Origin of the sequence: Rhodococcus sp. C3V, from assembly GCF_029269915.1 — a bacterium.
Lineage (GTDB): Bacteria > Actinomycetota > Actinomycetes > Mycobacteriales > Mycobacteriaceae > Rhodococcus_F > Rhodococcus_F qingshengii.
The window spans coordinates 169,657-194,600 of sequence record NZ_JARJBE010000003.1 but is presented as its reverse complement, the minus strand read 5'-3'; the positions used below and the strand labels follow the sequence as shown (position 1 = coordinate 194,600).

Sequence of the window (24,944 nt, the reverse complement as noted above, 5' to 3'; positions counted from 1 at the left end):
TTTTCGATCAGGTCGTCAGTACAGGTAATCCTCGCCGCTGGCGCGCACGGTTATGTCACTGATGCTGATACCCCATGGTTGATCAATGATGTGAACAACAGCGTCGGCCAGATCGTCGGGCTTGATCAGCCAGTATTCGATGGAGTCGACGTCCTTCTGCCCGGGGCTGAGGGTGCCGTCGGTTAGATGCCCGACGTTCTCCATGTAGGTCCCCGCACGTTGACCGGTGAGACCCAGGATCGCGTTCTCATTGACGATCCAGCTCGCCAAGTTTGTTCCTGTCACGCCTGTGGGCTTGACCGTCGTCACCTTGATCTTGCCCTTGGCTTCGATTCGCAGTGAATCCGAGATCGTGGTGACTGCAGCCTTGGTCGCGCTGTAGACGCCGGAACCGTCGATGCCTGCGTTTCCGAAGATCGACGAGATGTTGACGACTTGACCGCGTCCCTGCTCGATCATCTGGTCGTATACGGCGGAGATTCCGTTCACGACGCCCTTGATGTTGATGTCGATTGCCTTGTGCCACTTCTGCCACGCACGTTCGTGATCGGCGAAATACGCGAGAGGCATGACGCCTGCGTTGTTGACGAGTACGTCGAGCGCTCCGTACTCCGAAATGCCGTGCTGCGCCGCAGCGATGACCTGATCCATGTCGGTGACGTCGGCAATCTTGTAGGTACCGGTGAATCCCGCGGCCGCGATACCGTCGAATACAGTCTTCAGGCCCGCCTCGTTGATGTCCACGCCGACGACTTTGGCGCCCTGCGCTGCCACCTTCTCGGCGATGAGTTGACCGAACCCACCGCCTGCACCGGTGATGAGAATGACCTTGTCCTGCAAGTACTGAGACATAGCTGTTTCCTCTTGTTCTGGATCTCGGGTTCGTTGTGGGTCAGACGATGTCGATGGCATCGAGGACTGCGGCGACGGTCTTGCGGTCGCCGGAAACCTCGACGGCAGACCGCCATGCAGATCGTGTGGTCCCCCACCGCAGGAATTCGGTGGCCTGGGTGGTCGCGACGTTCTCCGGCACGTCGTCAGCTTCGGTGACGGTCACTCCCCCATCGCCATGAGAGATGACGAAAGTGCGCTCGGTGGCGCCGTTGAGGCGCAGTGCCACAGGCGATGTCAAGGCGGCGGCGACAGCTTCGCCGCACATCTGCGGGAGCCCCGCAACCATCCAGTCGATCGCCGGATCGACAGCGGCCGCCACGTCGATCTCACCGTGAGGAAACGGTCCGAACGGCGACAGAAGATCCGACGTCAAATGGACGAGATGGTCGAACGACACTGCGTCACTGAGCTGATGAAGGCGATAAGTCCCGAGGTCGAGCATCTCGAGTGTGTTGTTGCGAAGCTCCTCTGTCTGCAGCGCGGCCAACGTCGCGAGTCCCGCTTCGGATTGTTCCCGGTAGTAGTCCAGGATCTGCTCGTGCGGTAGATCGGCACGCTCGCGGACGGCAGCATCGTTGAGCCGCTCGGACTTTCCACTGGGGTTCGGCGGGAACACCAGATCCGGATCGGCGATGAAGTTGAAGAAGAACGCCATGTGACCGATGAGATCGTGGACGCGCCAACCGTGGCACGCACTGTCTGCTTCCCACTCGGTCGTGCCGAACTGCTCGGCGATTTTCACTGTGTTTTCTGCCAGCGCACGAGCGCCGGCGAGTCCTGCGTCGGACATGGTGGCTCGATTCTTACGAGGATGCGAGGAAAATGGATTTGAGCTGCTGGTACGCCGCGAGCCCTTCGGGACCGAGTTCACGACCCAGGCCGCTGGCTTTGACTCCACCGAACGGTGAACCCCAGTCGAGGTTGAAGGTGTTGACACCGAACGAGCCGGTCTCGACACGTCGAGCAATTGCGATACCGCGTTCCTCGTCGGAGGTCCATACAGTCCCACCGAGGCCGTACTCGGAGTTGTTGGCAAGCGCGACAGCCTCATCGACGTCGTCGTATGAAATGACTGACAGCACCGGCCCGAATACTTCCTGCCGTGCGATGGTGCTGTCGTTGTCGACATCGGCGAACACCGTGGGCTGCACGAAGAATCCGGTGTCGAGGTCGGCGGGGCGTCCGCCACCCGTGGTGACAGTTCCGCCCTCCGAGCGTCCCTGGTCGATCAAGGACAGCACACGTTCCTGTTGCCTTGCGCTCACCATCGGGCCGACGAACGTCGACGGTTCCATCGGGTCGCCGACCTGTAGACCCTCGGCCATCGCGGTAATGGCGTCGACGTACGTCCGACTATGGCTGCGGGGAACCAAGATTCGAGTCGACATATAGCACGTCTGCCCACTGTTGAGCAGGGATGCAGTTGCCAGACCGGTTACCGTCTCCTCGACATCCGCGTCGTCGAGGACCAGGGCCGCCGACTTGCCACCCAACTCCAAGGTAACGGGGCGAAGCATACCGCCACACACCGTGCCGATGTGTCGACCGGCCGCAGTGGATCCGGTGAAGGCTACCTTGTCGATCCCGGGATGCGCCACGAGATACTGACCGATCTCCGGTCCGCCAGTCACGATGTTGATGACACCCGCGGGAAGTTCTGCCGCAATGGCGGCCTCGGCCAATATATAAGAGTCCAAGGTGGTTTCGGGAGAGGGTTTCAGCACGACGGTGCATCCCGCAGCAAGAGCCGGGGCGATCTTGAACATCGAAAGCACAGCCGGGAAGTTCCAGGGCGCGATGGCAGCAACGACACCGATCGGCTCGCGTCGCACGATTGTCGTACCCGGCATCGGTTGGCTGGCCCGTCGCTCTTCGGTAGGCATCGACTCGGCGAGGCCTGCGTAATAGCGCAAAAGCTGGACGGGTGCGGCCCCCTCGGCGAAACGGGCGAGCTCGATAGGCATGCCGTTCTGGTGAGTGACCGCCGACGCGCGGTCTTCGGATCGTTTCTCGAGTTCGTCGGCGAACCTGCGGATGACACGCGCACGTTCTGCGGCGGAAAGATCGGCCCAGTCATTCCGTCGCAACGCTTTTCGAGCCGCTGATACAGCTGCGTCGACATCCGTCGATACGGAGGCGGGGAACGAGCCTATCTGCTGCTCTGTGAAAGGTGATACGGCTCGGATGATTTCGGAAGTATCCGGTGCTCTCCACAGTCCATCGATGAACAGTGCAGTGCGGTCGGTGAGTGTTGTCATTTCTGGCTCCTCCAGGGATGGCGCTCGACGTTGAACCAGCCAACCTGTGTTGATCATCACTGCTCAGGCGACAAGAAAATTGACATCATGCGCCAATTTATTTACATTTCGACACATGGCAGATCTGATCAGTGCCTCGTCGCTGACGCGACTGCCCGAGTTGATCTCCGAACTCGGTGGAGATCCGTACGAATTCCTCGACCGTGTGGGCATCGATCCGGCCATCATCGGCGCGTACGACCACTTCTTGCCGTTCAGTGCCTTGTCCACGCTGCTCAGACTCTGCGCGGATGAATTGGAGTCGCCCGACTTCGCACTCAGGCTCGCAGGCAGACAGGACCCGGACATTCTCGGTCCGGTTGCCATCGCGGCCCGCAGTGCCGAGACAATCGGAGATGCGTTGCATGACGTCGCCCGATACGCGCACGTGTACAGTCCGGCGTTGGCGGTCGATCTGACAGTCGGCGACACCGAGGTGTCCTACGGACTCGATACCGTGCTGCATCGACTTCCGTATCGGTCCCACGTCGTGGAACTGGCGATGGGCGTAACGCTTCAGACGTTCCGGATGATGGCCGGCCCGGATTTCCATCCGACGCACATCTCGTTTCAACATCCACGGATCTCCGAAATACGCAGGTACGTAGAGCATTTCGGTTGTTCCGTCGAGTTCAGCTCGGATCGGAATCTGTTGACCTTTCCGCGCGGAGTCATGCAGCGCCACCTGCCCCGGGTGGATCCGTTGGCCTACGACTTCGCCGTGCGTTTCATGGCGGGTCGAGATCCGGATGTCGCGTTCCACGACGCGGTGTCGGCTTTGATCGTGCGTTCCCTGCCTGCGGGTGCAGCCACACTGAAGCAAGTCGCGACATTGATGATGCTGCACCCGCGAACATTGCAGAGACGATTGGCGTTGGAAGGCAAGGCGTTCGAATCGCTCGTCGACGATTCACGACGCGAACTTGCTCTCGGTCTTCTCTCGAACAGAGACGTGTCCCTCTCCGAAGTGTCACGCCAACTCGGCTATTCCGAACCGAGCACCCTCACTCGAAGCTGTAGGCGTTGGTTCTCCACAACGCCCCTGGAGAAGCGGAGGGCACTTACCCGCCGCACTGGTTGACCGCATGAGCTACAACGCCGACGGTTCGAAGGTCGTAGCGGCTCACCACCGGGGGCGTGGGAGATGGGATGAGAACAGATCTGGCATTGCGTCACTGCAACGGTCGGGAAACACCGCCTCTCGCTTTTCCAGAAACGCCGCAACACCTTCACGAACGTCAGCCTGAGCACCGCGAGCATTAATTCCGATGCTCTCGACGCGATGCGCGACCATGGGATGTTCGACTCCCAGCATGCGCCAGATCATCTGACGCGACAGGGCAACCGATACCGGCGCGCTGTCACGGGTCAGGCTATGCGCGAGCGCCGTCGCCTCCCCTGGAAGATCTTCGCGCGAATGCAGTCGGTAGACCAACCCGGCCGAAAATGCTTCCGCAGCAGTGAAGATCCGTCCGGAGTAGATCCAGTCGAGGGCTCGCTGGAGCGGAACCAGTTTCGGCAGCAACCACGACGAACACGACTCGGGCACGAGTCCTCGCCGATTGAAGACGAAACCCATCCTGGCGTCGTCGGCGGCCAAGCGAAAGTCGGCCGCAAGAGTCATGGTGATACCCACGCCGACCGCCGGTCCGTTGATGGCCGCAATGATCGGCTTCAATGAATCGAACATTCGCAGGACGACGCGTCCGCCGCCGTCCCGACGTAGATCGTCACCGTCCCGACGTAGATCGTCACCGTCCGCGTCAGTTCCGTTCGACTCGGCGCTCCATTCGGAGAATGTCTCTGCCCCCGAGGACAGATCTGCCCCCGCGCAAAACGCGCGGCCCGCTCCCGTCAGGATCACCGCGCGCACAGCGTCGTTCGCGTCGGTGGAGTCGAACGCTTCGATGAGCTCGTTTTCCATCGTCGTGGTGAATGCGTTCAGCTTGTCCGGTCGATCGAGGGTGATCACGGCGATACCGTCTTCGATACTCATCGATATGTGTTCCACAGGTACCTCTTTCTCCGGGTGGCGATCAGCGAACGATAATCGGTATTCTGCCCATATCGGCAGTTCAAGACGGTTCCTTTCCATCAGGTGTGTCCCGCGACTGTTCGGCTCTAAGCTGGGCAAGACGCAGGCACCGAGGAAATGAGAAGGAAACCGAACAATGAGTGGGGCGAAGACAGTCGTTGTCCGGCAACTCATACTCGATTCCGCTGTCCGAAACATGAACGAGCGCGGCTATCACGGGACGTCCATGCGTGACATCTCCGCCGGCGCCGATCTCACTGTCGCGTCCATCTACCACCACTTCAAATCCAAGCAGGAAATCCTTCAGGAAATCATGATTCGGGCGCTCCACGACGCCATCAGCATGACCCGCAGTGCACTGCTGCGCTCCGGCGGCGACCCGAAAGACCAACTGCAAGCAATCGTCCGCGCTTGGGTCATGTTCCATACGACCAGGCGCGAAGACGCCCTCGTAGGAGCGACAGAATTGCGCAGCTTGGACGAATCGGGTCACCGTCTGGTCGTAACCCTGCGTGACGAGCAGGAAAGCATGTTTCGCGACGTCGTCGAACGCGGCATTGAAGAAGGTGCTTTCCACACTCCCTTTCCCCGAGATGCCGTGCGCGCCATCATCAACATGGGGCAGCAAGTCTGTGTGTGGTGGCGCGTCGACGGACCGATGAATGCGGAAGATATCGCGTCTCGGTACTGCGCATTGGCGACCGCGATGATCGAATCAAGCTGAGCTGGGCGACACCTCCGCCAAAGAAGATCTGAAGGGTCGCATTGGCTGAAGCCACTCAACGCCGTCGATGTGCGAGACCAGCGTGCCTCGACTTTCGTCCGCACCCCCGCCGCTCGAATCGGTATCTCCATTCCTGAGACCTGCATCACTGACTAATCATCATCTCAGGCGAACGATCGTTTGGCAACAGATTTCGAATCGCACCCTCCTTGCGGAGAAAGTCGCTGCAAAAACGCACTTTTCCCGACTATTGACATTTAACGATCGCTAGGTCAATGATGACTCGCAGCCGAACGATCGTTTGGCAAATTCGGAACGAAGGAGTGCGGGCCACATGACCACCTCCGCATTGCCACGAGATGACGCTGCACACGTCGCCGGCGGCCTCGACGTGGTCACCTTCGCCACCCGACTTTGCGAGCGCCTCCGGTACGGCAATGGCGGCGAGATATGACTTCTCGTATCGAAGAACCCACTCGCACTTGGATATTGCGTCACCACCTTTCGACCCAATACCCGGCGAGCACGATTCCGTCTGGTGCCGGAGCTCGGGACAAGCTCGTCGTCGGCCGCACACCCAACTTGCCGCAACTCACGTCCTGACCGAACTCAACTGAACGACCCCACAGAGAGCGAATCGCGATGACCAACAACACCGAATCTGCGGTGGAGCGCCCGGGCAGATCTCGGCGCGCGTCCTTTGCAGCCGCTATCTCCACTTCCCTGGAGTGGTACGACTTCTTCATCTACGCGACTGCCGCCGCGCTCGTGTTCAACTCGACGTTCTTCGCCACCGACAGCGAGGTGGTCGCTGCAATGAGTTCGTTTGCCACCGTCGCAGTCGGATTCATCGCCCGTCCTATCGGTGGTGTGCTCGCCGGTCATTTCGGTGACCGGTACGGCCGAAAGCCGGTGCTCGTTGCCGCCGTGGTCCTCATGGCGGTGGCAACCTCCTTGGTTGGTTTCGTCCCCAACACCAATGTCGTGTGGCTTGCCCCGGCCATCCTCGTGACGCTGCGAATCTGCCAGGGCTTGGCCGTGGGAGCACAGTGGGGCGGGGCCGTATTGCTGGCCACCGAGAACGCACCGGCGGACCGCCGCGGGCTCTTCGGCAGCTTCGCCCAACTCGGTGTTCCGATCGGTGTGGTGCTGGGCAATATCGTGTTCCTGGTCCTGACAGCAACTCTTGCGGCTGATTCGTTCCTCTCCTGGGGATGGAGGATCCCGTTCTGGATCAGCTTGGTCATGCTTCCAGTGGCATTCCTCATCCATCGCTATCTCGAAGAAACCCCCGAGTTCAAGGCACTCGCAGAAAAACTCGCCGAATCTCCGGTCGTTCGGAAGTCCCCCATTCTCGAAGTGCTCAAGAAGAATCCAGGCACAGTCCTCGCTGCAGCAGGCGCCAATGCCATCGGCGTGATCTTCTTCTACACGATGATCACCGGTTCGGTTCAGTTCGCGACCACCTACCTGGAAATACCGCGGTCGACGGTCCTCACCTACATCCTGATCGCATGTGCAATACAGATTCCCCTGGTTCCGCTGGCGGGATATCTGTCCGACCTCTACGGTCGCAAACTGGTCTTCGGCCTCGGCACCGCAGCCATGATGCTCTGGGGTATCCCGATGTGGCTGATGATCGGTGGATCCAGCCCGGACACGATCTGGCCGTTTGCCGTCGCGGTTATCGTCGGCGTAGTAGCAATGTCCCTCCAAACTGGCACGCAGGGAACACTATTCGCTGAACTGTTCCCACCGGAGATTCGATTCTCCGGCGCTTCACTCGGTTATCAGATCTCCGCAATCATCGGAGGTTTCGCGCCGATGATCATGGTGATGCTGATCAACGGAAATCCGGACAACGCATGGAAGGTCGGTTCCTTCCTCGCCGCTGCCGGTGCTATCGGATTGATCTGCCTCTACGTGATCATTCGCCGATACTCCGGAACCTCGCCGACCGTCGCAAGCACCCGTGTGGAGACCGCGAACGCTCAGTACGCATCATGATCAACCTGGGGTGAGTGGTCTCGATGCCACTCACCCCAGGTTTTCGGGTACGAGGAATCACTGTCGGCGACTGCCGATAAAGTGGCCCCCACAAGTCGACGTCTCCTTCGTCGACCGGGAGCGCAGGTTCGAGGAGTGTGTCGGTAGCAGTGGCAGTGGAATCTTCGGTGCTGCTGAAGTGGTACTCCGAGACGGCTCGCGACCTGCCGTGGCGACGCGAGGGCGTCAGTGCCTGGCAGATCCTGATGAGCGAGATCATGCTCCAGCAGACGCCGGTGGTGCGCGTTGCGCCAATCTGGGAAGAGTGGGTCGAGCGCTGGCCGGTGCCGTCGGCGATGGCAGCGTCGAGCCAGGCAGAGGTGCTTCGCGCGTGGGGCAAACTCGGTTATCCACGACGCGCGCTGCGGTTACACGAATGCGCGGGCGTCCTGGCTGCCGAGCACGGTGACGTGGTCCCGGAAGACGTCGATACCCTGCTCTCGCTACCGGGAATCGGTTCGTACACCGCCCGCGCCGTCGCGTGTTTCGCCTACGGACAGCGAGTGCCTGTGGTGGACACCAACGTACGACGCGTAGTTGCGCGAGCCGTCCACGGCAATGCGGAACCCGGGAACCCGTCCAACACGCGAGACCTCGCCGACGTCGCGGCGCTGCTGCCGAGGACGCGTGCGCGCGCCGCCACCTACAGCGCAGCTCTCATGGAACTCGGTGCACTGATCTGCACGGCGCGGAACCCGAACTGCGAGAACTGCCCTTTGCCGAACTGCGCGTGGGTCGCTTCGGGCAAACCGGCACACACCGGACCACCCAAGAAGGTGCAGAAGTTCGCGGGCACAGATCGCCAGGTTCGTGGAAAATTGATGGCCGTTCTTCGCGAGAGTCACCGTCCGGTCGAGCGCGCGCAACTCGACATCGTCTGGCCGGCCGATCCGGGTCAGCGTGACCGTGCGTTGCATTCACTGCTGGTCGACGGACTGGTCGAGCAGACCGACGACGGCCTGTTTGCGCTGGCCGGAGAGGGTACGGCTTAGCCGACTCGCAGCGGGGTGCATTCTTCGGCTGTGGGTTCGTCGGTCTGGAGCGGTGCGACTTCCGGATCAGAACGCCGAAGTACAGCAGGAACGGCAGGCACCACTGGATCGCAAGGCGCAAGTGTCGGAATCTGTCGGGCAGCGCCGGGCGGGGGCCCGCTGGTGGAGGTCGCCGACTCGGCGCCGATGTTCGGGCTATCCGTGGACACCGCGCGCGACCCGTCTGGGGACAGCGCGATCAGCAACCCCGTCAACATGAGTAGAAGCGGCAGTACTATTGCCGCCGCCCACCGGACCCTGTTGACGGGCCGGACAGCCATGCCGTCACCGGACCGAACTTCGCTTCCGCGATCGGCCGCTACCAGCGCAGCCCCTATCGCCAGTTGGGTCCGCTCGCCGAGAAACAGGAAGCCGAGACCTGCCAGTTCAGCGGCTTCCGCGGACGGCTGCCGAGAGTCTTCCTTCACGAGCATCGCGACGAGCATCTTGGGCACAGGGTCTCGTTCGGCGACGAGGAGGTCCAATGTCGCAGCAAATGTCGAGCTGTCCGCAAGCAACTCGGCCGTGTCGTAACGATGCGCCGAGTCCACGACGCCTGCTCTCGGGTCGACGGCCGCGATCACGGTCTCACTGCCGTCCGGCCAGAACGCGAGAATCGGCGAAACACCAATGAGAGCGTCGACCGTCCGCAGGTAGGCAAGCCGTGCGTCGAGACCGTTGACCAACTCGATGTTCTCGAAAGGACTGGAGGACAACGAATCCGAGACATGTTCGCGCACGTCCGCACGCTCGCACATCACTCCGACGACGGTGGGGCACAGATTCGAGCGCAGGGCTCGACCGGTGGCGACCTCGGCCGCGGAGGCGAGTGCGCGCGCCGACGCTTGCGGAGAGGGAACAGTCCCGTCTGCACCCCAGGGGTGACGGAACTCGTCGATCGAGCCCAGAAGGGGTGTGTCTGCATCTACGAGAGCTGTTGAAATTGACTGATTTTCGAATACAACGCCCAGGCTTTCACGCACTGGATCCTCCATTGACTGCTACTGACTGTTACGAGTGTTGCCATTCCTGCGAAGCTGTATCAGAACGTCAGGCCACCGACCGCCATTGCACCTGGTTCCAGCACCACTTCCACCGGCGCTCGGCCGTCGACCGTGACGCGATACGTCCCCGGTAGCAGTCCGACAAACGAGAAGTGACCCTCGAACGGTTTCACCGTCCGCGCTGTCGCGTGCCCGCATTGATCGACGCCGTCGATCACCACCACCTCCGAGATGCCCGATGTCACCAGACCTGAGATTCGTCCATCTGCCGAGACAGCAGCCCACTGGCTTCTCTGACCACCAACAGAAATCCCGTACGGATCACACACACCCGGGGTGGTCGCCACCCGCACCGTGACATCGCCCGACCGCACGCGAACCGCCCCCCGATCTGCGGTGACCAGTGCAGCGATCGGTAGACCGTCGGCGTCTTCCCGCTTTCCCGCAGTCATCGTCGCCGTTCGGGTGAAGTACCGGTCCGCTTCCAGATTGCCTATCAGGCAATGTAATCCGACCTCGTCGATACCCGAGCCGTCTCCGCAGTAATCAGGCACGGACGGCAGAACGAAACCTCGAGGCACCGGAAGTTGCACGACCACGTCGGAGAGCGGGTTGCCCCGGACACCGATGTCGATGACATACGTCACCGGATCACCCTCTCGGACAATGCCGTTGGACGGGCCCGAATCGAGCCCTGGACCGTCAGCGGGATCGAAGGGCGGTGCACCGTCAATCGCCGTCAGCTCGACGGTGAAGGGAGGCACGAACTCTCCCTCGGCCGCCAATCGAACATCCGACTGCATCGGCAGCAAGCCGAGCGCAGCAGCGCCGACCACCAGAGCTCCGGTCACGACAACTATGCCGATACCTCGCACTCCTCGGCGCCACGCTCTCGGCCGGAGTCCGACGACAACGGCCTTCGACCGCACCTCTGACAGACGAGTTCTCACGACGCTCCTTTCGATGTCTGACTCTCTCGGGCCTCCGACAGGCGCTCGCGGCCACATTTGGCGAATCCCGAGCTACGTTCAATAGAAGTCGCTCGAGGGACTCGAAAGCCAATGGTGACGGCGTGATTGTGTGGGTGAACTTCTCTCAGCCGGGGTGAATTCCCGGGTGAATTGCCCGGGATGACACGCTCTGGATTCGCACCAGCTACGCTCCTCCCTGTAGATAGATGGATCGAGACAATCCGCCCAAACTCTTCAATCATTGCGGGGCGCGAAAGCAGAAAGGGTCCGCGTTGATGTTCGGGATGGACGGCCACGACTGGGCAGCTATTCCCGAAAGGCGCACCCTCGCGACGTCGATTCCCCGGCAAGCGCTCTTCGACAAACTTGACCGACGTGCCGCGCTGACCATCGTCCGTGCACCGAACGGCCACGGGAAATCGTCGTTGATCGCATCGTGGCTGCGCGCCCATTTGGCATCCGAACGAATACTCGTCTGGGTCTCGGCCCCACGGCCCTCGTCGACACTCGAAGATTTCTGGGCCGTTGTCCTCGATCGAATCCACGCTGCCGGAATCGCACTGCCCGACGTCGACGATCTCGCCGATCCTTTCACCGCTGTCGCCAAATCCCTGAACGCCCTCAGCCGCCCCGTGCTGCTCGTGCTGATCAGGCCGGATCTGATATCGGAACCAGAGTTGGACGATCAGTTGATCGAACTCCTCGCCCTCTGCCACAACCTGGACCTCGTGGTCACGCTCTCGGGCTTCGGCATGTTCTCCGAGCCGTACCTGCTCGACACGGACCACGAGGTGATAAGCGCGAGTGAGCTGTTGTTCACGAGAGCCGATACCGCCCATTTGCTCGCACAAGCTGACGTACACACGACTGACGGTGATGCCGAACAAATCACATCCCTGACAGGTGGGCTGCCAGCGCTGGTTCGTGTCGCCGTTCCCGCCGTCCAGACATCGGGTAGCCGCAACCGCGAGCAGATGATCAGGAAGAACATCGCGCAGGCGATCGACGACTACGTGAACAAATCCGTTCTCATGACCGCTGATCATGTGGAACAACTCGAGTTCCTGCTCGCGACGGCCTTTGCACGATCGATCACCGTCGACATCGCCGCCATGCTGTTCGAGTCCCAACACCCTGAGGATGGCGAGACCGTTCATCAGATTCGCGTGCGCCTGGCGATACTGGAGACAGCCGGGTTGTTGTCACGGGTCGAGACCGAAGCCGAAGAAACCTGGGAGCTGCCTCCCGCCATTCGTCGATCGATACTCGCGCACCAAAAGCGCGCTGGAGTCGATCCGGCGCAACGTCTTTCGTTCCTCACACACAACCGACTCGACCACGGTCATCACGCGTCGGCGCTGGACTACGCGGTCGAGGCACAGAACTGGACCCTGGCAGTAGACATCGTCGAGCAACACTGGGTGACGATGATCGTCCACAATCTGGACTCGGTTCGATCTGCTCTCCAACGGATTCCGGCGGAAGCTGCGGACAAACACTCTGCCGTGGAGGCGGGGCGCGCACTGTTCACGATGCATCCGAGCGAGCGCTCGACGGTAGTCGACTTGCTACCCGAATCGCCGGCAGAACTGTGGGCTCTCGGCGCTGAATCCGGCGCGAAGGACGCCTTGAGCATTGCCTGCGTTCAATCGATCATGCTCAGGATGGCAGGCGAGTACGGGCTCGCAGCAGAAACCACCAGGCGCCTGTCTCATCTCAGTCGCAGTGCGCTGGAGAACAACCCGGAAGCGGTCAGCGCACAGCTCCCTCTCATGCGACTTCAATGGGCGATCAATTTTCAATTGAGCGGCAGGTTCACAGAATCCACGATCAAGGCTCGAATGGCGTACCACGGCGCCCTGTCTCATGGAGTCGACTTCATCGCTCGTAACTCTGCGGGAAGTGCCGCCCTGAATTGGGCGCTGGCTGGTGAGCCGCGGCAGGCCACACACTGGTCCGAACTCGAACAGAAGCATCCGGACCCCGGCGGTTGGCTCGAACCTGTGGTCAAGATCGCCGGCCTGACAGCGCGGGCGCTCACTGCTCTCGACACACTCGACTTCGACGACGCACGTCTCGCATTGACCGAACTCGGTCTTCCGTCCGACACCGAGGAACTGTGGGCATTCGTCGTCTATGCGCATTGCCAATTCGCCTTGACCTCCGGCGACCACACTGCGGCACTACTGTTGCTCCACAATGCGATCGAAGCACATTCCAAGCAGTACACGGCAACATCTTTCGCGCTTCCTCTGTTGCAATCCGCCGAGATCGATCTCTTGCTCGCACTCGGCGAGGGAAACAAGGCGACGGCTCTGGCCAAGGAAATTGCTGATCCTGCAGCCAACCCGTGGACGCTCGCGTCGGTCGCACGTTTGCGTCAGCGGATCGGCCAGAACGAGGCCGCGGTGGCGCTGTGTCACCAGTTCGACTGGTCTGGCGTATCCTATCCGCGGGCACAGATGGAATCGCTTCTGGTGCAAGCGGTTGCACACTCCGAGCTGGGTGAGCCACGCCTCGCCTCTCAGGAGTGGTCCAGAGCGTGCAGCATCGCGGATCAGACCGGACTTCTACGTTCGTTCGCGACCATCGCATCGTCGGACGTCGAGAAACTCGAATCGATGGCCGAAACGAAATCGCGTGCACTCGCCGAATTCTCGAAAAGGGCTCCTGCGGAATCTTTTCCGGAATTCGTACATATCGTGGAGCTGACCGAACGCGAACAGAAAGTCCTCTCACTCCTGGCGCTCGGCATGGGGTCGGCTGCGATGGCCGACAAACTGTACGTGTCCGTCAACACCGTCAAGACTCAACTGCGCACTCTCTACAAGAAGCTCGACGTACACAATCGAAACGAAGCGATCACGAGGGCACGCCAACTGCGCTTGCTGTAGTCCGGGGTCGGATCTGATTTCGGACTACATTCTGTAGGCATGAGCACCGATTCCTGCGTCTTCTGCAAGATCGTCGCGCTGACCGAGCCGGCGATTCTCGTTCACGAGAGCGAGACAACTCTCGCATTCCTCGATGCACGGCCGGTGAGTCGCGGACACACCCTGGTGGTCCCCAAGCGTCATGCAGAGAACCTCGATGCTCTCGAAAGTCACGAAGGCGCAGAGATGTTCCGCGTCGGCACGCTCATCGCCGGAGCTCTACGCCGCTGCGACATCGCCGCTGACGGAGTCAACTTTCTCGTCAACGACGGGCGTGCCGCGGGCCAAACCGTGTTCCACTCGCACCTGCACGTCGTCCCCCGCCATCGCGGCGACAAGGCGAAGTTCGCTGCTGGACTCCTCGCCAGGCGAGCCGTCGAGCTGGAGCAGGTGGGCGCGTCGATCCGAAGTCAGCTCACGGTCTGAAGGAATTCCGTCACCACTTCGCGATAGCGCTGCGGTTGATCGTCGTGGACCAGGTGGCCTGCATCGGCAATACGTACGTACCGAGTTCCCGGCCTCTCGGCCATCTCTCGCATCTGTCCCTCGGGGGTGATGGTGAACTCTCCCTCGATCAGCAAGGTCGGCACCTCGATCGCCTTCCACTGATCCCAGAAATGTCTCGTGCCCCACTCCTCCGAGATGTCGCGGAAGGTCGACACGTCGCCGTGCAGGTACCACCCGTCGTCGCGGCGGTCGAAAGAGTCGAGAAAGTACTGGCCGGCGACGGGGCCGAAGAATTCCTTCATCGCCTCCTCGGAAGCAAACGGCTGCGGCCACGCCGAGATCATCTGCGCCCAGTCCGCAGCGGTGCGTCCACGAAAGTCCGGGGCCATGTCTTCGAGGACCAGCGCACAAACCTTTTCGGGATGCGCGGCGGCGAAGCACCACGCATGTAGAGCCCCCATCGAATGACCGATCACGATCATCGGCTCCTCGATGGACGCAACGGCCGATGTCAGGTCCTCGACGAATGCCTCGGTAGTCAGTGCCGCTGGCGCCGGCCTGCCATGACCGGCAGCGTCGAAGGTGTAGACGTGGCCGAACTCGCGGATCCACGGCACATGGCGACGCCACGTTCGGGAGTTGCCCATGAGGCCGTGCAACAACAGAATCGGTTGTCCCGTTCCACCTTCGTCATGCAACACGAGTGTCACGGTACGCGGTGAAGGTGCGCGGGTAATGTCGCTTGCATGGCAGTCGTGAAGATCAATGCAATCGAGGTCCCCGAGGGCGCCGGCCCCGAACTGGAGAAGCGCTTCGCAGCACGCGCTCATGCAGTCGAGAACTCCCCGGGCTTTCTCGGATTCCAACTCCTCCGCCCCACCGCCGGTGAGAGCCGCTACTTCGTGGTGACCCAATGGGAGTCCGAGCAGGCGTTCGCCGATTGGCGTGACGGCCCCGCCCGTGAAGCCCATTCCGGCGAGCGCGCGAAGCCCGTCGCTTCGGGTGCGTCGTTGCTCGAATTCGAAGTTGTCCTGGACGTCGTCGCAAAGAGCTGATCTCGAGCGATTGTGCCCGCCTTGGCGGGCACAATCGACGGTCATCTCGGCTTACGCGTTGACACGGTGCGGGCTGTAGTGCAAAAGTTCGCATGTAAACGCGATGGTCCGACAGGAATCCGGTGAAAGCCCGGAGCGGTCGCGCCACTGTAATTCGAGGTGAAGTGCCTTTTTCGGCACGACTATTTCGACAGCCAGACACTTCGGCCATCGCATGGACCTAGGGGACGCGAAAATCCCAGGAGGCTTCGATGGCTCTCGCCTATTCTCCCGATACGTCGATCGATTCGACTCGTCTTGCTTTCCTCGCCGCTGCAGTAGTTCTGTTCGCGATGCTGGCTCTCTACCTGGTCGGATTCGACCAGGGCGCTATCTCTCGCACCGGCATGTACATGCATGAATTGATGCACGACGGTCGACACTTGATGGGCCTGCCGTGCCACTAGTCGACAATTTCACGAAGCTTCTCATTCGTGGTTTGTTGGCTGGTTTGATCGCAGGCATCCTTGCCGGCGGAGTTGCATTCGTGCTGGGTGAACCGCACGTCAACGCTGCCATTGCGATCGAAGAAGCCAACAGCGCCACCGGTGAGGTTTCCGGCGAAGCCGCTGGGCATTCGCACGGTGACGAAGAAGAACCACTGGTGAGCCGCGACGGGCAGCGCGCCGGGCTGTTCCTGGCCACGGCGCTTGCCGGACTGGCACTCGGGGCGATCTTCTCGGTCGTTGCCAATTACGCTCGACGACTCACCGGAATGTCCGGGCCGTTGTTGGCGATCACCATCGCCGTCGGTGGTTGGCTGGCGATCGAGGCCGTCCCCTTTTTCAAGTACCCGGCCAATCCGCCGGCCGTCGGAGATCCCGACACCATCAACCAGCGCACACTGCTGTGGCTGGCCGCCGTGATTCTCGGGCTGCTGTCCGTCACCGCGGCAGCAGCGGCGGCAAAGGCAGTTTCCGGGCACGAGTTCCTCAGCGTGCGCATCGCTGCTCCGGTGGCTGCGTTCCTGGTGATCGTCGCGATCGGTTACGTCTCGCTTCCCGGCATCAACGAGGTGGGCGAGGACTTCCCGGCAACGCTGCTGTGGGAGTTCCGACTTTCCTCGCTCGCTACGCAGGCGACGCTCTGGCTCGTACTCGGGTTGGCATTCGCCTTCCTTACCGAGCGCGCGACCAAGAACAGCGAAGTAGCAAAGAAGTACGCCCTTCGCTGAACTGCTGTGCGCCTTTATTAACCTCCCGCGGTTAATAAAGGCGCACAGCAGTTCTTTTTCAGCTCAGATGATGCACTTCCTGCAGTCCGTACACCGGTGTCGGGATGCCCTCGTAGCGCGCCTTCAACTGCAACGCCAAGTACAGCGAGTAGTGGCGCGACTGATGCAGATTGCCTCCGTGGAACCACAGCGCTTCCTGCTGCGTCGGCTTCCACATGTTGCGCTGCTCGCCTTCCCACGGTCCCGGATCCTTGGTGGTGTTCGACCCCAGGCCCCACACCTTGCCGACCTTGTCGGCGGTGTCCTGACCGATCAGATCCGCCACCCAGCCGTTCATCGAGCCGTAGCCGGTCGCGTAGACCACCACGTCGGCAGGCAATTCCGTACCGTCTTCGAGAATCACGCTGTTCTCGGTCAGCTCACGAACATTGCCGTGCGCGAGCTTGATGTCTCCATTGGCAACCAGTTCGGCAGCGCCGACATCGATGTAGTAGCCCGAGCCACGGCGTAGGTACTTCATGAACAGACCTGAACCGTCGTCGCCCCAGTCGTGCTCGAAGCCCGCCTTCTCGAGGCGATCGTAGAAATCCTTGTCGCGCTCACGGATTGCGTCGTACACCGGGATCTGGAACTCGTGCATGATCCGGTACGGCAGCGAACCGAACGTGAGGTCCGCCTTGTGTGTCGTCATGCCGGCGGCCAGTGCTCGCTCCGAGTACAGATCGCCCAAGCCCAAATCCATCAGCGAATCCGACTTCACGATGTGCGTCGAGCTGCGCTGCACCATCGTGACGTCGATACCGTTCTCCCACAGTGCGCCGCAGATGTCGTGCGAGGAGTTGTTGGCCCCGATCACGACGACCTTCTTGCCCACGTACTGATCCGGGCCGGGGTGCTTGCTCGAGTGGTGCTGATCGCCGAGGAACTTGTCCTGCCCGGGGAACGTCGGAACGTTGGCCTTGCCGGACATACCCGTCGCCATCACCAACTGCTTGGGACGCAACGTCAGCTTCTCGCCGTTACGGTTGACCTCGACGGTCCATTCCTGGGCCTTCTCGTCGAACGACGCCGAGGTGCAGGTCGTGGAACTCCAGTACGGAACCTCCATGACCTTGGTGTACATCTCGAGCCAGTCGCCGATCTTGTCCTTGGGCGCGAACACCGGCCAGTTGTCGGGGAACGGCATGTATGGCAGGTGGTCGTACCAAACCGGATCGTGCAGGCACAGGGACTTGTAGCGTCCGCGCCACTGATCGCCGGGTCGCTCGTGGCTGTCGATCACGATGGCCGGTACTCCGAGCTGACGCATCCGGGCGCCGAGCGCGATGCCGCCCTGGCCGCCGCCGACGATCACGACGTAAGGCTGTGTGGTGTAACCGAGTTCGCGGTCTTCGATCTCCTTCTGCTCGGCCCACGTGATGCGGTTCGGGTCTGCTCCGTGCTTCGCTCCACGAGGCCGGCGAGTGCCCTTACCTTCTTCGTGTCCCTTCAATTCCTGCAACGACGTCAGCAGGGTCCAACCTTCATCTCCTTTCAAACGAAGGTGCCCGTGCGCGCGACCGGTTGCAGTCTCGAATTCGATCCAGGCCGACGTGACGCCGTCGGCTTCGTCGGGTGTCTCGGTGGTCCGGAATCCCGAAGGATCGGTGTCGTCGAGACGCTCGGAGAGCATGTCGGCAATCTGCTCGCGACCTTCGACGGTCTTGATGTTCCAGGTGAACGACACCAAGTCGCGCCAGAAGCTGTCGAGTGCAAATTTGCCTGCCACACGCTCGATGTCACGAGCCGCGAGGGCCGACTCGAAATCCGCCAGCCAGGCGTCGACGCGTTCCTGAGGTGTCACCGCCGTCAACTTCACCTCGGGGGTGACTGCGGAATCGATGGTTTGCGTCATCACTTCTCCTTGTTTGTGAATGTGACACACAGCACATCCCATAAGTGGCCCCGGTCACAAGCGTTGCAGTCTGTTGCAATCAGCGGGCGCGGTGCCGCCGCCCGATACCGGTTACCCGCACCGATGTGCGGGCAACCGACTCACCCCTCAGCAGGCTTGAATTTGCCGAGTCCCAGCGACTGAAATCCCACGACGTAGAACAGCGTCCACAACACGGCCCAGTCCACGAAACCCAGTGCATTGCCGTGCAATCCGTCGACAACTGCCGGCTCGTGAAGAATGTGCTCTGCTGCAAAGCGGTAATAGAACAAGAATGTGACCACCGCGAGCACAAACGTGAGCAGCGCGCGGATCGCCAGGTTGACCCCGTCCGCAAAGCCCGTGGGTTTGTTACCGAAGGCGTTGGCCCAGAAGATCATCCAGAATGCCCAGCACACACCGAGCTGCGCCGGGAACTGATGGACCACACCGCCCAACTCGGCAACGGCATCGCTTCCCAAAAGTGCCTTCACCACTGGAAGCGCCACGAAGTACAAGCCGGTTCCGACGGCGAAGTTACCGATCGTGGCTGCGAGCGCCGTCTTACCCCCGCCGCCGAACAGTCGCCACGGCCAGTTGTCGAGCGTCTGGCCAGTCAGGATCACAACCACCACGACGCAGTAGAACCACCCGAGCACGGTGTCGACGGTCATCAACGGATCCGTGGCGGACAGCGACACGGACGGCAAACCGAACACGAAGTACAGCGCCAGCGTCGGGACGGCGACAAACGCGATCTCACACAAACCCACCAACGGCTGCTTCATCCCCAGTGAAGTCCACGGCCAATGCTGCCAGTTCAGGACCACCATCACCCAGGTCCCGAAGCCGAAGAGTACGAACAGCGCACCCGCGAAATATCCGAGGCCGCCCTCACGATCGGCCGCGAAATCCGGGTACAAACTCCCCAAGCCGTTTGCCAGGAGCCACGTCACCACGACGGCGAAGACCGCGGTCGCGACCATGATCGCCAGGCCTTTCGCCGGCTGCGGGAGTCGGTCGAAGCCGGCGAACTCGCAATTGAAGCCGATGAACACCACAAAAAGGATTGCCCAGAAAAGCGCCGCGTTGAACGGCAGAGGATAGAAACTCCAGGGACTGGTGGTCGGATCGGCCAGAAGGTACCAACTCGCCACGGCCAGCACGAGAACGATCACGAGGTTCGCGATCCCGAACCCGATCCAGCGGCGTGACGGTTGTCGGCTCGGCGTGGCCGGTTCCGTGGGTGTGTCGACTGTAGCGGTCATGTGCCCTCTCCCAGATTGTCTCGCAAGATGATTCGCGAAGTGGTGGCGCAACTATGGAACCGCCGCGCGGGGTACCGGGAGGGTTGCCGAGGGTTGCAACTGCTGTCCGATTTTCCGGAATTGCAACACGGTGCAACCCTTCCGCATTGTGGTCGCCGTCACATACAAATCACTCACCGGTTCACAACCGACTGGTTCACTGCTTACGAGGAGATCTGCATGAGCATCACGGGCAAGGTAGTACTGGTCACCGGCGCCGGCCAAGGAATCGGACGCGGAATCGCTCTCCGCCTCGCCCACGACGGCGCCGACATCGCGTTGGTCGACCTCGACCAGACCAAGCTGGATGCGGTTGCCGACGAGATCAGACAGATCGGTCGTCGTGCGACGACGTTTATCGCCGATGTCAGCGATCGCACGCAGGTTCACGCCGCAGTCGAACACGCGCACAGTGAGTTGAGCGGATTCGACGTCATCGTCAACAACGCGGGAATCGCTCTCGTCGGCCCGATCTCCGATGCGACGCCGGAAGAGGTCTCCAAGATCTGGAGCGTCAACGTCGACGGTGTCCTGTGGGGAATTCAAGCTGCAGCGGCAAAGTTCCAGGCGCTCGGTCAGCGCGGAAAGATCATCAACGCGTCGTCCATTGCCGGTCACGACGGGTTCGCCATGTTAGGTGTTTACAGCGCAACAAAATTCGCGGTCAGGGCCCTCACTCAGGCTGCGGCCAAGGAATACGCGTCCGACGGAATCACCGTCAACGCGTACTGCCCCGGCGTCGTGGGCACCGACATGTGGGTGACGATCGACAAGAGGTTCGCCGAGTTGACCGGTGCGCCAGAGGGCGCCACCTACGAGAAGTTCGTCGGCGGAATTGCGCTGGGTCGAGCTGAAACCCCCGACGACGTAGCCGGTTTCGTCTCGTACCTTGCCGGGCCCGATTCCGACTACATGACCGGTCAGGCCGGTCTCATCGACGGCGGCCTCGTCTACCGCTGACCGCGGTGTCTTCACTGAAAGCGGTGTCTTCACTGAAAGCGGTGTCTTCGCTGAAAAAGCGGTTGCCCGAGCCCGCGATGCCGCCCGGTGAGGATCCTCGCGACTACGCGAGGACCCTCGCCGCGGTGTACGACGCGACGATGGCCGGAGACCGCGCACCGGCCCGCCCCAGGGACGTGGTCCGCCAATCGTGGCAACGCCTGCGCGAGTTAGGTATCGACCCCGAACACAACCGGGTCGAACCGTCCATGGACGTCGCCGAACTCGATCTCCGTCGTCGTGAGTCCGGACTGTACGACGTGCTCGACGACGTGACGCGTGGACTCGAATCGGTTACCGCGAGCGGTGAGAACATCATGGTCGTCGCAGATCTTCGCGGAACTGTTCTGTGGCGCAGCGGGTCCCATCGTGTACTGGACCAAGCTGCGCGTCTGGGATTTGTCGAGGGTGCGAACTGGGCCGAGGACAGCGTCGGCACCAACGCCATCGGAACGGCATTGGTGTCACGACAGGCGGTTCAGATCTTCTCGGCGGAACACTATGCGCGCAGCCATCATCCGTGGACCTGCGCGGGGGCACCCATCCGCGATCCGCGGGACGACCGTGTCATCGGCGTCGTCGACATCAGTGGTCCCGCCAAGACCGTCCACCCCACCACACTCGCTCTGGTCGACGCCGTCGCACGCCTCGCGCAATCACACCTACGCGACAAGCATCGGGACAATCTCGATCAATTGCGTTCTGTTGCAGGGCCGATGCTTGCACGTAGCGGATCACCGGCATTGGTGATCGATACTCATGGCTGGGTAGCGGCGGTCGATGCGCTACCTCATCGCTCGCGCGTGCTGCTCCCCGCGGCTTTGGCTCCCGGCAGGACGTGGTTCCCCGCTTTGGGTCTGTGCGAACTGGATCCACTTCCCGGCGGGTGGGTGGTCCGGCCGATCGCCACCGGCGAGAAAATCAGTGCGCCCACGGTGCATATCGATCTGCGCGATTCCGAGAACATGTCGGTGACCGTCACGTCGGGGTTGGGCGAATGGGCCTACTCCCCGACCCAGCGGCATGCGGAGATTCTGTTTCTCCTCGGATCCGAGAGGCGTGGACTGACCGCATCGCGGTTGGCGCAGGATCTTTTCGGTGACCCGGCCCGCACGGTGACCGCGCGGGCCGAGATGTCGCGTCTGCGCAAGAACCTTGCCGGAGTTGTTGCAGCGCAGCCGTACCGGTTCGTCGATGCAGCGCACGTCACGCTTTCCTGCCCCGACGACGGTGCACATCTGTTGCCGTTCTCGAACGCCCCGGCAGTTCGTGCCGCTCGCCTTACTCAGGCCGGTTCGGAGGCCTGAGTAAGCAACTGCAGAAACACCTCTTCGGGTTGAGCGCCGGATACTGCGACCGCACGGTTGGCGACGAAGAACGGAACGCCGCTGACCTGCAGTTGGCGGGCCATGGACAGATCTTCGCGAACAGCCTCGGCTGCGGCATCGGAGCCCAGTTGCTCGCGCACGACGTCGGCGTCGAGGCCGACGCTCACGGCCAGCTCGACCAGCACCTCACGGTCGTCGATCACCTTGCCGTCGCTGAAGTGCGCTTTGAACAGCGCTTCGAGGAGTTCGTTCTGCCGCTCACCCGCGAGATGCAGCAACCTGTGCGCATCAAAGGTGTTGGCGGCGATCACGGTGTCGAAGTCCAAGGTCAACCCGACCTCGGCTGCCGTCGCGCTGACGTGGGCAAACATCTGACGTACCTGTTCAGGCGCCATCCCCTTCATCTCGACCAAGGCGTCGAGTTCGGTTCGTCCCTCTCCCACCGGGGTCTCCGGAGCGAGCTGGTACGAGCGCCAGATGACGTTGACGCGGTCCTTGTTCTCGAAACGATCCAGAGCCGAAAGGAACCTGGTCTTTCCGATGTAGCACCACGGACAAGCGACGTCAGACCACACTTCGATGGTCACGTCTTGGTCAATCACGATTTGATCAGTCACCGAAGGTGCAACAACGAACAGGGCCGGGATTAGTCCCGGCTCGCGTCACGAGGTCACAGAATCACGTGACCAGACCACACCGGAACGCGATCAACGACGCACTCACCCGATTGGGCACACCCAGCTTGCCGAACAGCGAAGAGATATGCGTCTTGACGGTGGTCTCACCGAGGTACAGCCGCTCCGCGATGACGCTGTTGGCCGCGCCTGTCGCCAGGATTGTCAACACTTCGCGCTCACGCTCGGTGAGCGAAGCGAGGGGAGTCAGGTCGGGTGTTTGCCGACGCGGTGCCGAGGCCACGATGGCACGTAGAGAATCGGAGCTGAACAACGAGTGGTCCGACGCCACCACCCGTACTGCCTGCTGGAACGCCTGTGGGGCCGCGTCCTTGCTCAGAAAACTGTGCGCGCCCGCCTCGACCGCCTGCACGACCATGTCGTCGACGTCGAAGGCGGTCATCGCAATGACCTTCGGCGGATTGCTCATGGTCATCAACTCTCGGGTGGCCTCCAAGCCACCGACCCGTGCCATCTTCAGATCCATCAGCACCACGTGCGGACGAAACCGAGTGACCTTGGCTGCGACCTGATCGCCGTCCTCGGCCTCGGCAACCACCACGATGTCCGGCGCTGCTTCCAGGATGTCCTTCATTCCGCGCCGAACCCAGGCGTCGTTGTCGACGATCAAAACTGTGATGCGCGAGTCAGCGTCCATAGTGCGCTCAGATTACCCAGAGCCCCCGACAGTCGGAGGGTGGGAGGGTTACGACGACCAGGGCACCCAGCAACTGACGAGGAAATCGTCCCCCAGCGCGCCTGCCTCCACCTTGCCGCCGATTTCTCTTGCCTGTTCGGCCAACCCGCGTAAGCCGGACCGCGAACCGATCGACGTCATGGGTGCAAGCTCGCTCAGCTTGTTGCGTGCGAGGATACGAATTCCGTCGTGCGGCGACCCGGTCACCGAAATGACGAGCATCTGGTCGCTCGCGTACTTCTGGACGTTGGTCAACGATTCCTGAACGACGCGATAACAGACGTGCCCCGCCAACATTCCGACATCACCCGGGAGCAGCTCCGATTCGAGACGGCAGTGAATGCCCGCGGCGCGTGCACCGTTGACCAGATCGCCGATCGCGTCGATCCCCTGGTGCCCGCCGTGTTCGCGGCGATCACCGCTTCCCCTGAGCACTCCGACGATTCCCTTCAATTCGTCCAAAGCCTCGTGCGCGGTGGTTCTGATCATCGCAGCGGTGTTGACGACCTTCTCGGGATTGTCTGCCGCGCTGACCTGTAACCCACCGGCGAACAACGAAATCCGGCTCAGACTGGCCGCGATCGTGTCGTGCATGTCGCGCGCGATCCGCGTTCGTTCCTCGGTGCGAATCATCTCGTCGCGCATCACGTCTGTTTTCTCGGTGGCAAGATCCCGAACGTGTTCGGCCTCGACGAGTTCGGTTCTGGTCCGAATCAGGAGCGAGAGCGCCACGACGATGCCGACCATGACGGCTGCGACGAGCCACGGGATCCAGATGGCGACGTCGTATTGAACAACCGCCGAACCGTCCTTGGGTTTCATCGTTCCCATCGTGAGAACGGAGTACTCACGATTGCGAAAAGCGTCGTAGGTCAACGAAATTCCGCACGCGACGAAGACAGCTGCCGCAGCGGCAGCAAGCCGAGGCCCACGCGCGATCCGAGCAACGGCGAACAATGCGATGAGCGCCGCCGTCGCATCGGTGGGGAAGAACAACGGGCCGACCAGCGTGATCGCCAGAACCACCCAGGGATACTGATGGCGCCACACAAGCGATATCCCACCGGCCACGCCCAGGACGAACCCGATACCGACCAATACCGGTGGCATATTTCCCGACGCGCCTGCGATGCCCACCGTCATGAAGGAACAGAAAAGGCTGAACGCGACAGCGGCGGTAGTCCATACGCGTCGTCGCACAACGGTTCCTTTGGTGGTGATCACCGAGCAAGCGTATCCACCGCCACCGACGCCTCGAATCAGCCGAACGGGTGGACGAACCGCCAGGCTCCGACCGAAAGGATGAGGCGGACCGATCTTTCGACCGAAGCGGTGAGCAGTCCTCACATCGTTGACTTGTGCCATACCAACTCTCGA

Annotated in this window: 23 protein-coding genes and 1 riboswitch; of the genes, 11 read left to right on the top strand and 12 right to left on the bottom strand. The window is 61.5% G+C overall.

What is annotated here, in order from left to right; genetic code table 11:
- Window positions 1-15: 15 nt before the first annotated feature.
- The 3 genes from P3G66_RS09850 to P3G66_RS09840 are packed head-to-tail and all read right to left on the bottom strand — an operon-like array spanning window position 16 to window position 3,152.
- Window positions 16-852, bottom strand: a complete 837-nt coding sequence (locus tag P3G66_RS09850; RefSeq protein WP_019749697.1) for an SDR family oxidoreductase — start codon at window positions 850-852, stop codon at window positions 16-18.
- A 40-nt stretch (window positions 853-892) separates the two neighbouring features.
- Window positions 893-1,684, bottom strand: coding sequence for a maleylpyruvate isomerase N-terminal domain-containing protein (locus P3G66_RS09845; RefSeq protein WP_042451910.1), 792 nt, complete (start codon window positions 1,682-1,684; stop codon window positions 893-895).
- Window positions 1,685-1,697: 13 nt separating this feature from the next.
- The gene (locus P3G66_RS09840) at window positions 1,698-3,152 is read right to left on the bottom strand and encodes an aldehyde dehydrogenase (RefSeq protein WP_073512052.1); all 1,455 of its coding nucleotides are present in this window, start codon (window positions 3,150-3,152) and stop codon (window positions 1,698-1,700) included.
- A 115-nt stretch (window positions 3,153-3,267) separates the two neighbouring features.
- Here P3G66_RS09840 and P3G66_RS09835 point away from each other — a divergent pair, with 115 nt between their 5' ends.
- Window positions 3,268-4,272: an AraC family transcriptional regulator gene (locus P3G66_RS09835; protein ID WP_276116478.1), complete on the top strand. Its 1,005-nt coding sequence runs from the start codon at window positions 3,268-3,270 to the stop codon at window positions 4,270-4,272.
- Between the two features lie 42 nt (window positions 4,273-4,314).
- On the opposite strand, the gene P3G66_RS09830 is transcribed toward P3G66_RS09835, so the two are convergent.
- Entirely contained in the window at window positions 4,315-5,202 is an 888-nt protein-coding gene (locus P3G66_RS09830) for a crotonase/enoyl-CoA hydratase family protein (protein WP_064111586.1), read from the bottom strand.
- Between the two features lie 160 nt (window positions 5,203-5,362).
- Between P3G66_RS09830 and P3G66_RS09825 the strand changes: the two genes are divergently transcribed.
- From P3G66_RS09825 to P3G66_RS09815, 3 genes are all read left to right on the top strand, one after another.
- Window positions 5,363-5,950, top strand: coding sequence for a TetR/AcrR family transcriptional regulator (locus P3G66_RS09825; RefSeq protein WP_042451920.1), 588 nt, complete (start codon window positions 5,363-5,365; stop codon window positions 5,948-5,950).
- Window positions 5,951-6,592: 642 nt separating this feature from the next.
- Window positions 6,593-7,957 (top strand): MFS transporter, encoded by a 1,365-nt coding sequence (locus tag P3G66_RS09820; RefSeq protein WP_042451923.1) that lies wholly within the window; start codon window positions 6,593-6,595, stop codon window positions 7,955-7,957.
- Window positions 7,958-8,106: 149 nt separating this feature from the next.
- Window positions 8,107-8,988, top strand: a complete 882-nt coding sequence (locus P3G66_RS09815; protein WP_007726916.1) for an A/G-specific adenine glycosylase — start codon at window positions 8,107-8,109, stop codon at window positions 8,986-8,988.
- On the opposite strand, the gene P3G66_RS09810 is transcribed toward P3G66_RS09815, so the two are convergent.
- Complete coding sequence (locus P3G66_RS09810) at window positions 8,985-10,010, bottom strand: hypothetical protein (protein WP_276116477.1); 1,026 nt, start codon at window positions 10,008-10,010, stop codon at window positions 8,985-8,987. The two genes, P3G66_RS09815 and P3G66_RS09810, sit on opposite strands and share 4 nt — an antisense overlap.
- Before the next feature lie 59 nt (window positions 10,011-10,069).
- Complete coding sequence (locus tag P3G66_RS09805) at window positions 10,070-10,981, bottom strand: hypothetical protein (RefSeq protein WP_276116476.1); 912 nt, start codon at window positions 10,979-10,981, stop codon at window positions 10,070-10,072.
- Window positions 10,982-11,208: 227 nt separating this feature from the next.
- Here P3G66_RS09805 and P3G66_RS09800 point away from each other — a divergent pair, with 227 nt between their 5' ends.
- Both P3G66_RS09800 and P3G66_RS09795 read left to right on the top strand, forming a co-directional pair.
- Complete coding sequence (locus P3G66_RS09800) at window positions 11,209-13,896, top strand: LuxR C-terminal-related transcriptional regulator (RefSeq protein ID WP_276116475.1); 2,688 nt, start codon at window positions 11,209-11,211, stop codon at window positions 13,894-13,896.
- A gap of 39 nt (window positions 13,897-13,935) precedes the next feature.
- Window positions 13,936-14,361, top strand: a complete 426-nt coding sequence (locus tag P3G66_RS09795) for an HIT domain-containing protein (protein WP_003945905.1) — start codon at window positions 13,936-13,938, stop codon at window positions 14,359-14,361.
- On the opposite strand, the gene P3G66_RS09790 is transcribed toward P3G66_RS09795, so the two are convergent.
- Window positions 14,346-15,083 (bottom strand): alpha/beta hydrolase, encoded by a 738-nt coding sequence (locus P3G66_RS09790; RefSeq protein WP_276116474.1) that lies wholly within the window; start codon window positions 15,081-15,083, stop codon window positions 14,346-14,348. The two genes, P3G66_RS09795 and P3G66_RS09790, sit on opposite strands and share 16 nt — an antisense overlap.
- A gap of 45 nt (window positions 15,084-15,128) precedes the next feature.
- Here P3G66_RS09790 and mhuD point away from each other — a divergent pair, with 45 nt between their 5' ends.
- The 3 genes from mhuD (at window position 15,129) to P3G66_RS09775 (ending at window position 16,650) form a co-directional block, all read left to right on the top strand.
- Window positions 15,129-15,437: a mycobilin-forming heme oxygenase MhuD gene (gene mhuD / locus P3G66_RS09785; protein ID WP_003945868.1), complete on the top strand. Its 309-nt coding sequence runs from the start codon at window positions 15,129-15,131 to the stop codon at window positions 15,435-15,437.
- An 87-nt stretch (window positions 15,438-15,524) separates the two neighbouring features.
- A riboswitch (cobalamin riboswitch) is annotated at window positions 15,525-15,664 on the top strand.
- A 24-nt stretch (window positions 15,665-15,688) separates the two neighbouring features.
- Window positions 15,689-15,883 carry a CbtB domain-containing protein gene (locus P3G66_RS09780; protein WP_003945915.1) on the top strand — a complete coding sequence of 65 codons (195 nt, stop codon included), beginning with the start codon at window positions 15,689-15,691 and terminating at the stop codon, window positions 15,881-15,883.
- Window positions 15,874-16,650 (top strand): CbtA family protein, encoded by a 777-nt coding sequence (locus tag P3G66_RS09775; protein WP_276116473.1) that lies wholly within the window; start codon window positions 15,874-15,876, stop codon window positions 16,648-16,650. The genes P3G66_RS09780 and P3G66_RS09775 overlap by 10 nt, the downstream gene beginning before the upstream one ends.
- Before the next feature lie 58 nt (window positions 16,651-16,708).
- Here P3G66_RS09775 and P3G66_RS09770 read toward each other — a convergent pair whose 3' ends face one another.
- Together P3G66_RS09770 and P3G66_RS09765 are read right to left on the bottom strand one after the other, a co-directional pair.
- Window positions 16,709-18,544 carry an NAD(P)/FAD-dependent oxidoreductase gene (locus tag P3G66_RS09770; RefSeq protein WP_065456169.1) on the bottom strand — a complete coding sequence of 612 codons (1,836 nt, stop codon included), beginning with the start codon at window positions 18,542-18,544 and terminating at the stop codon, window positions 16,709-16,711.
- A gap of 140 nt (window positions 18,545-18,684) precedes the next feature.
- On the bottom strand, window positions 18,685-19,830 hold the full coding sequence (locus P3G66_RS09765) for a hypothetical protein (protein WP_204856130.1): 1,146 nt from the start codon (window positions 19,828-19,830) through the stop codon (window positions 18,685-18,687).
- A gap of 219 nt (window positions 19,831-20,049) precedes the next feature.
- Here P3G66_RS09765 and P3G66_RS09760 point away from each other — a divergent pair, with 219 nt between their 5' ends.
- Together P3G66_RS09760 and P3G66_RS09755 are read left to right on the top strand one after the other, a co-directional pair.
- Window positions 20,050-20,829 (top strand): acetoin reductase, encoded by a 780-nt coding sequence (locus P3G66_RS09760; RefSeq protein ID WP_276116472.1) that lies wholly within the window; start codon window positions 20,050-20,052, stop codon window positions 20,827-20,829.
- A 77-nt stretch (window positions 20,830-20,906) separates the two neighbouring features.
- The gene (locus P3G66_RS09755; protein ID WP_020968367.1) at window positions 20,907-22,175 is read left to right on the top strand and encodes a GAF domain-containing protein; all 1,269 of its coding nucleotides are present in this window, start codon (window positions 20,907-20,909) and stop codon (window positions 22,173-22,175) included.
- Here P3G66_RS09755 and P3G66_RS09750 read toward each other — a convergent pair.
- The 3 genes from P3G66_RS09750 to P3G66_RS09740 all read right to left on the bottom strand — a co-directional run bounded on the left by P3G66_RS09750 (window position 22,154) and on the right by P3G66_RS09740 (window position 24,932).
- The gene (locus tag P3G66_RS09750) at window positions 22,154-22,783 is read right to left on the bottom strand and encodes a DsbA family oxidoreductase (RefSeq protein ID WP_228232432.1); all 630 of its coding nucleotides are present in this window, start codon (window positions 22,781-22,783) and stop codon (window positions 22,154-22,156) included. The two genes, P3G66_RS09755 and P3G66_RS09750, sit on opposite strands and share 22 nt — an antisense overlap.
- Before the next feature lie 91 nt (window positions 22,784-22,874).
- Entirely contained in the window at window positions 22,875-23,528 is a 654-nt protein-coding gene (locus tag P3G66_RS09745; RefSeq protein WP_064443069.1) for a response regulator transcription factor, read from the bottom strand.
- Window positions 23,529-23,576: 48 nt separating this feature from the next.
- On the bottom strand, window positions 23,577-24,932 hold the full coding sequence (locus P3G66_RS09740; protein ID WP_054781748.1) for a histidine kinase: 1,356 nt from the start codon (window positions 24,930-24,932) through the stop codon (window positions 23,577-23,579).
- Window positions 24,933-24,944 lie beyond the last annotated feature (12 nt).

Bases quoted from the DNA above. Each gene is read 5' to 3' on its own strand.
- P3G66_RS09850 (WP_019749697.1), bottom strand. From the start codon at position 852: ATGTCTCAGTACTTGCAGGACAAGGTCATTCTCATCACCGGTGCAGGC.
- P3G66_RS09835 (WP_276116478.1), top strand. From the start codon at position 3,268: ATGGCAGATCTGATCAGTGCCTCGTCGCTGACGCGACTGCCCGAGTTG.
- P3G66_RS09740 (WP_054781748.1), bottom strand. From the start codon at position 24,932: ATGGCACAAGTCAACGATGTGAGGACTGCTCACCGCTTCGGTCGAAAG.
- P3G66_RS09765 (WP_204856130.1), bottom strand. From the start codon at position 19,830: ATGACCGCTACAGTCGACACACCCACGGAACCGGCCACGCCGAGCCGA.
- mhuD (WP_003945868.1), top strand. From the start codon at position 15,129: ATGGCAGTCGTGAAGATCAATGCAATCGAGGTCCCCGAGGGCGCCGGC.
- P3G66_RS09745 (WP_064443069.1), bottom strand. From the start codon at position 23,528: ATGGACGCTGACTCGCGCATCACAGTTTTGATCGTCGACAACGACGCC.
- P3G66_RS09755 (WP_020968367.1), top strand. From the start codon at position 20,907: ATGCCGCCCGGTGAGGATCCTCGCGACTACGCGAGGACCCTCGCCGCG.
- P3G66_RS09800 (WP_276116475.1), top strand. From the start codon at position 11,209: ATGGATCGAGACAATCCGCCCAAACTCTTCAATCATTGCGGGGCGCGA.
- P3G66_RS09780 (WP_003945915.1), top strand. From the start codon at position 15,689: ATGGCTCTCGCCTATTCTCCCGATACGTCGATCGATTCGACTCGTCTT.
- P3G66_RS09845 (WP_042451910.1), bottom strand. From the start codon at position 1,684: ATGTCCGACGCAGGACTCGCCGGCGCTCGTGCGCTGGCAGAAAACACA.
- P3G66_RS09825 (WP_042451920.1), top strand. From the start codon at position 5,363: ATGAGTGGGGCGAAGACAGTCGTTGTCCGGCAACTCATACTCGATTCC.
- P3G66_RS09770 (WP_065456169.1), bottom strand. From the start codon at position 18,544: ATGACGCAAACCATCGATTCCGCAGTCACCCCCGAGGTGAAGTTGACG.
- P3G66_RS09795 (WP_003945905.1), top strand. From the start codon at position 13,936: ATGAGCACCGATTCCTGCGTCTTCTGCAAGATCGTCGCGCTGACCGAG.
- P3G66_RS09820 (WP_042451923.1), top strand. From the start codon at position 6,593: ATGACCAACAACACCGAATCTGCGGTGGAGCGCCCGGGCAGATCTCGG.
- P3G66_RS09840 (WP_073512052.1), bottom strand. From the start codon at position 3,152: ATGACAACACTCACCGACCGCACTGCACTGTTCATCGATGGACTGTGG.
- P3G66_RS09760 (WP_276116472.1), top strand. From the start codon at position 20,050: ATGAGCATCACGGGCAAGGTAGTACTGGTCACCGGCGCCGGCCAAGGA.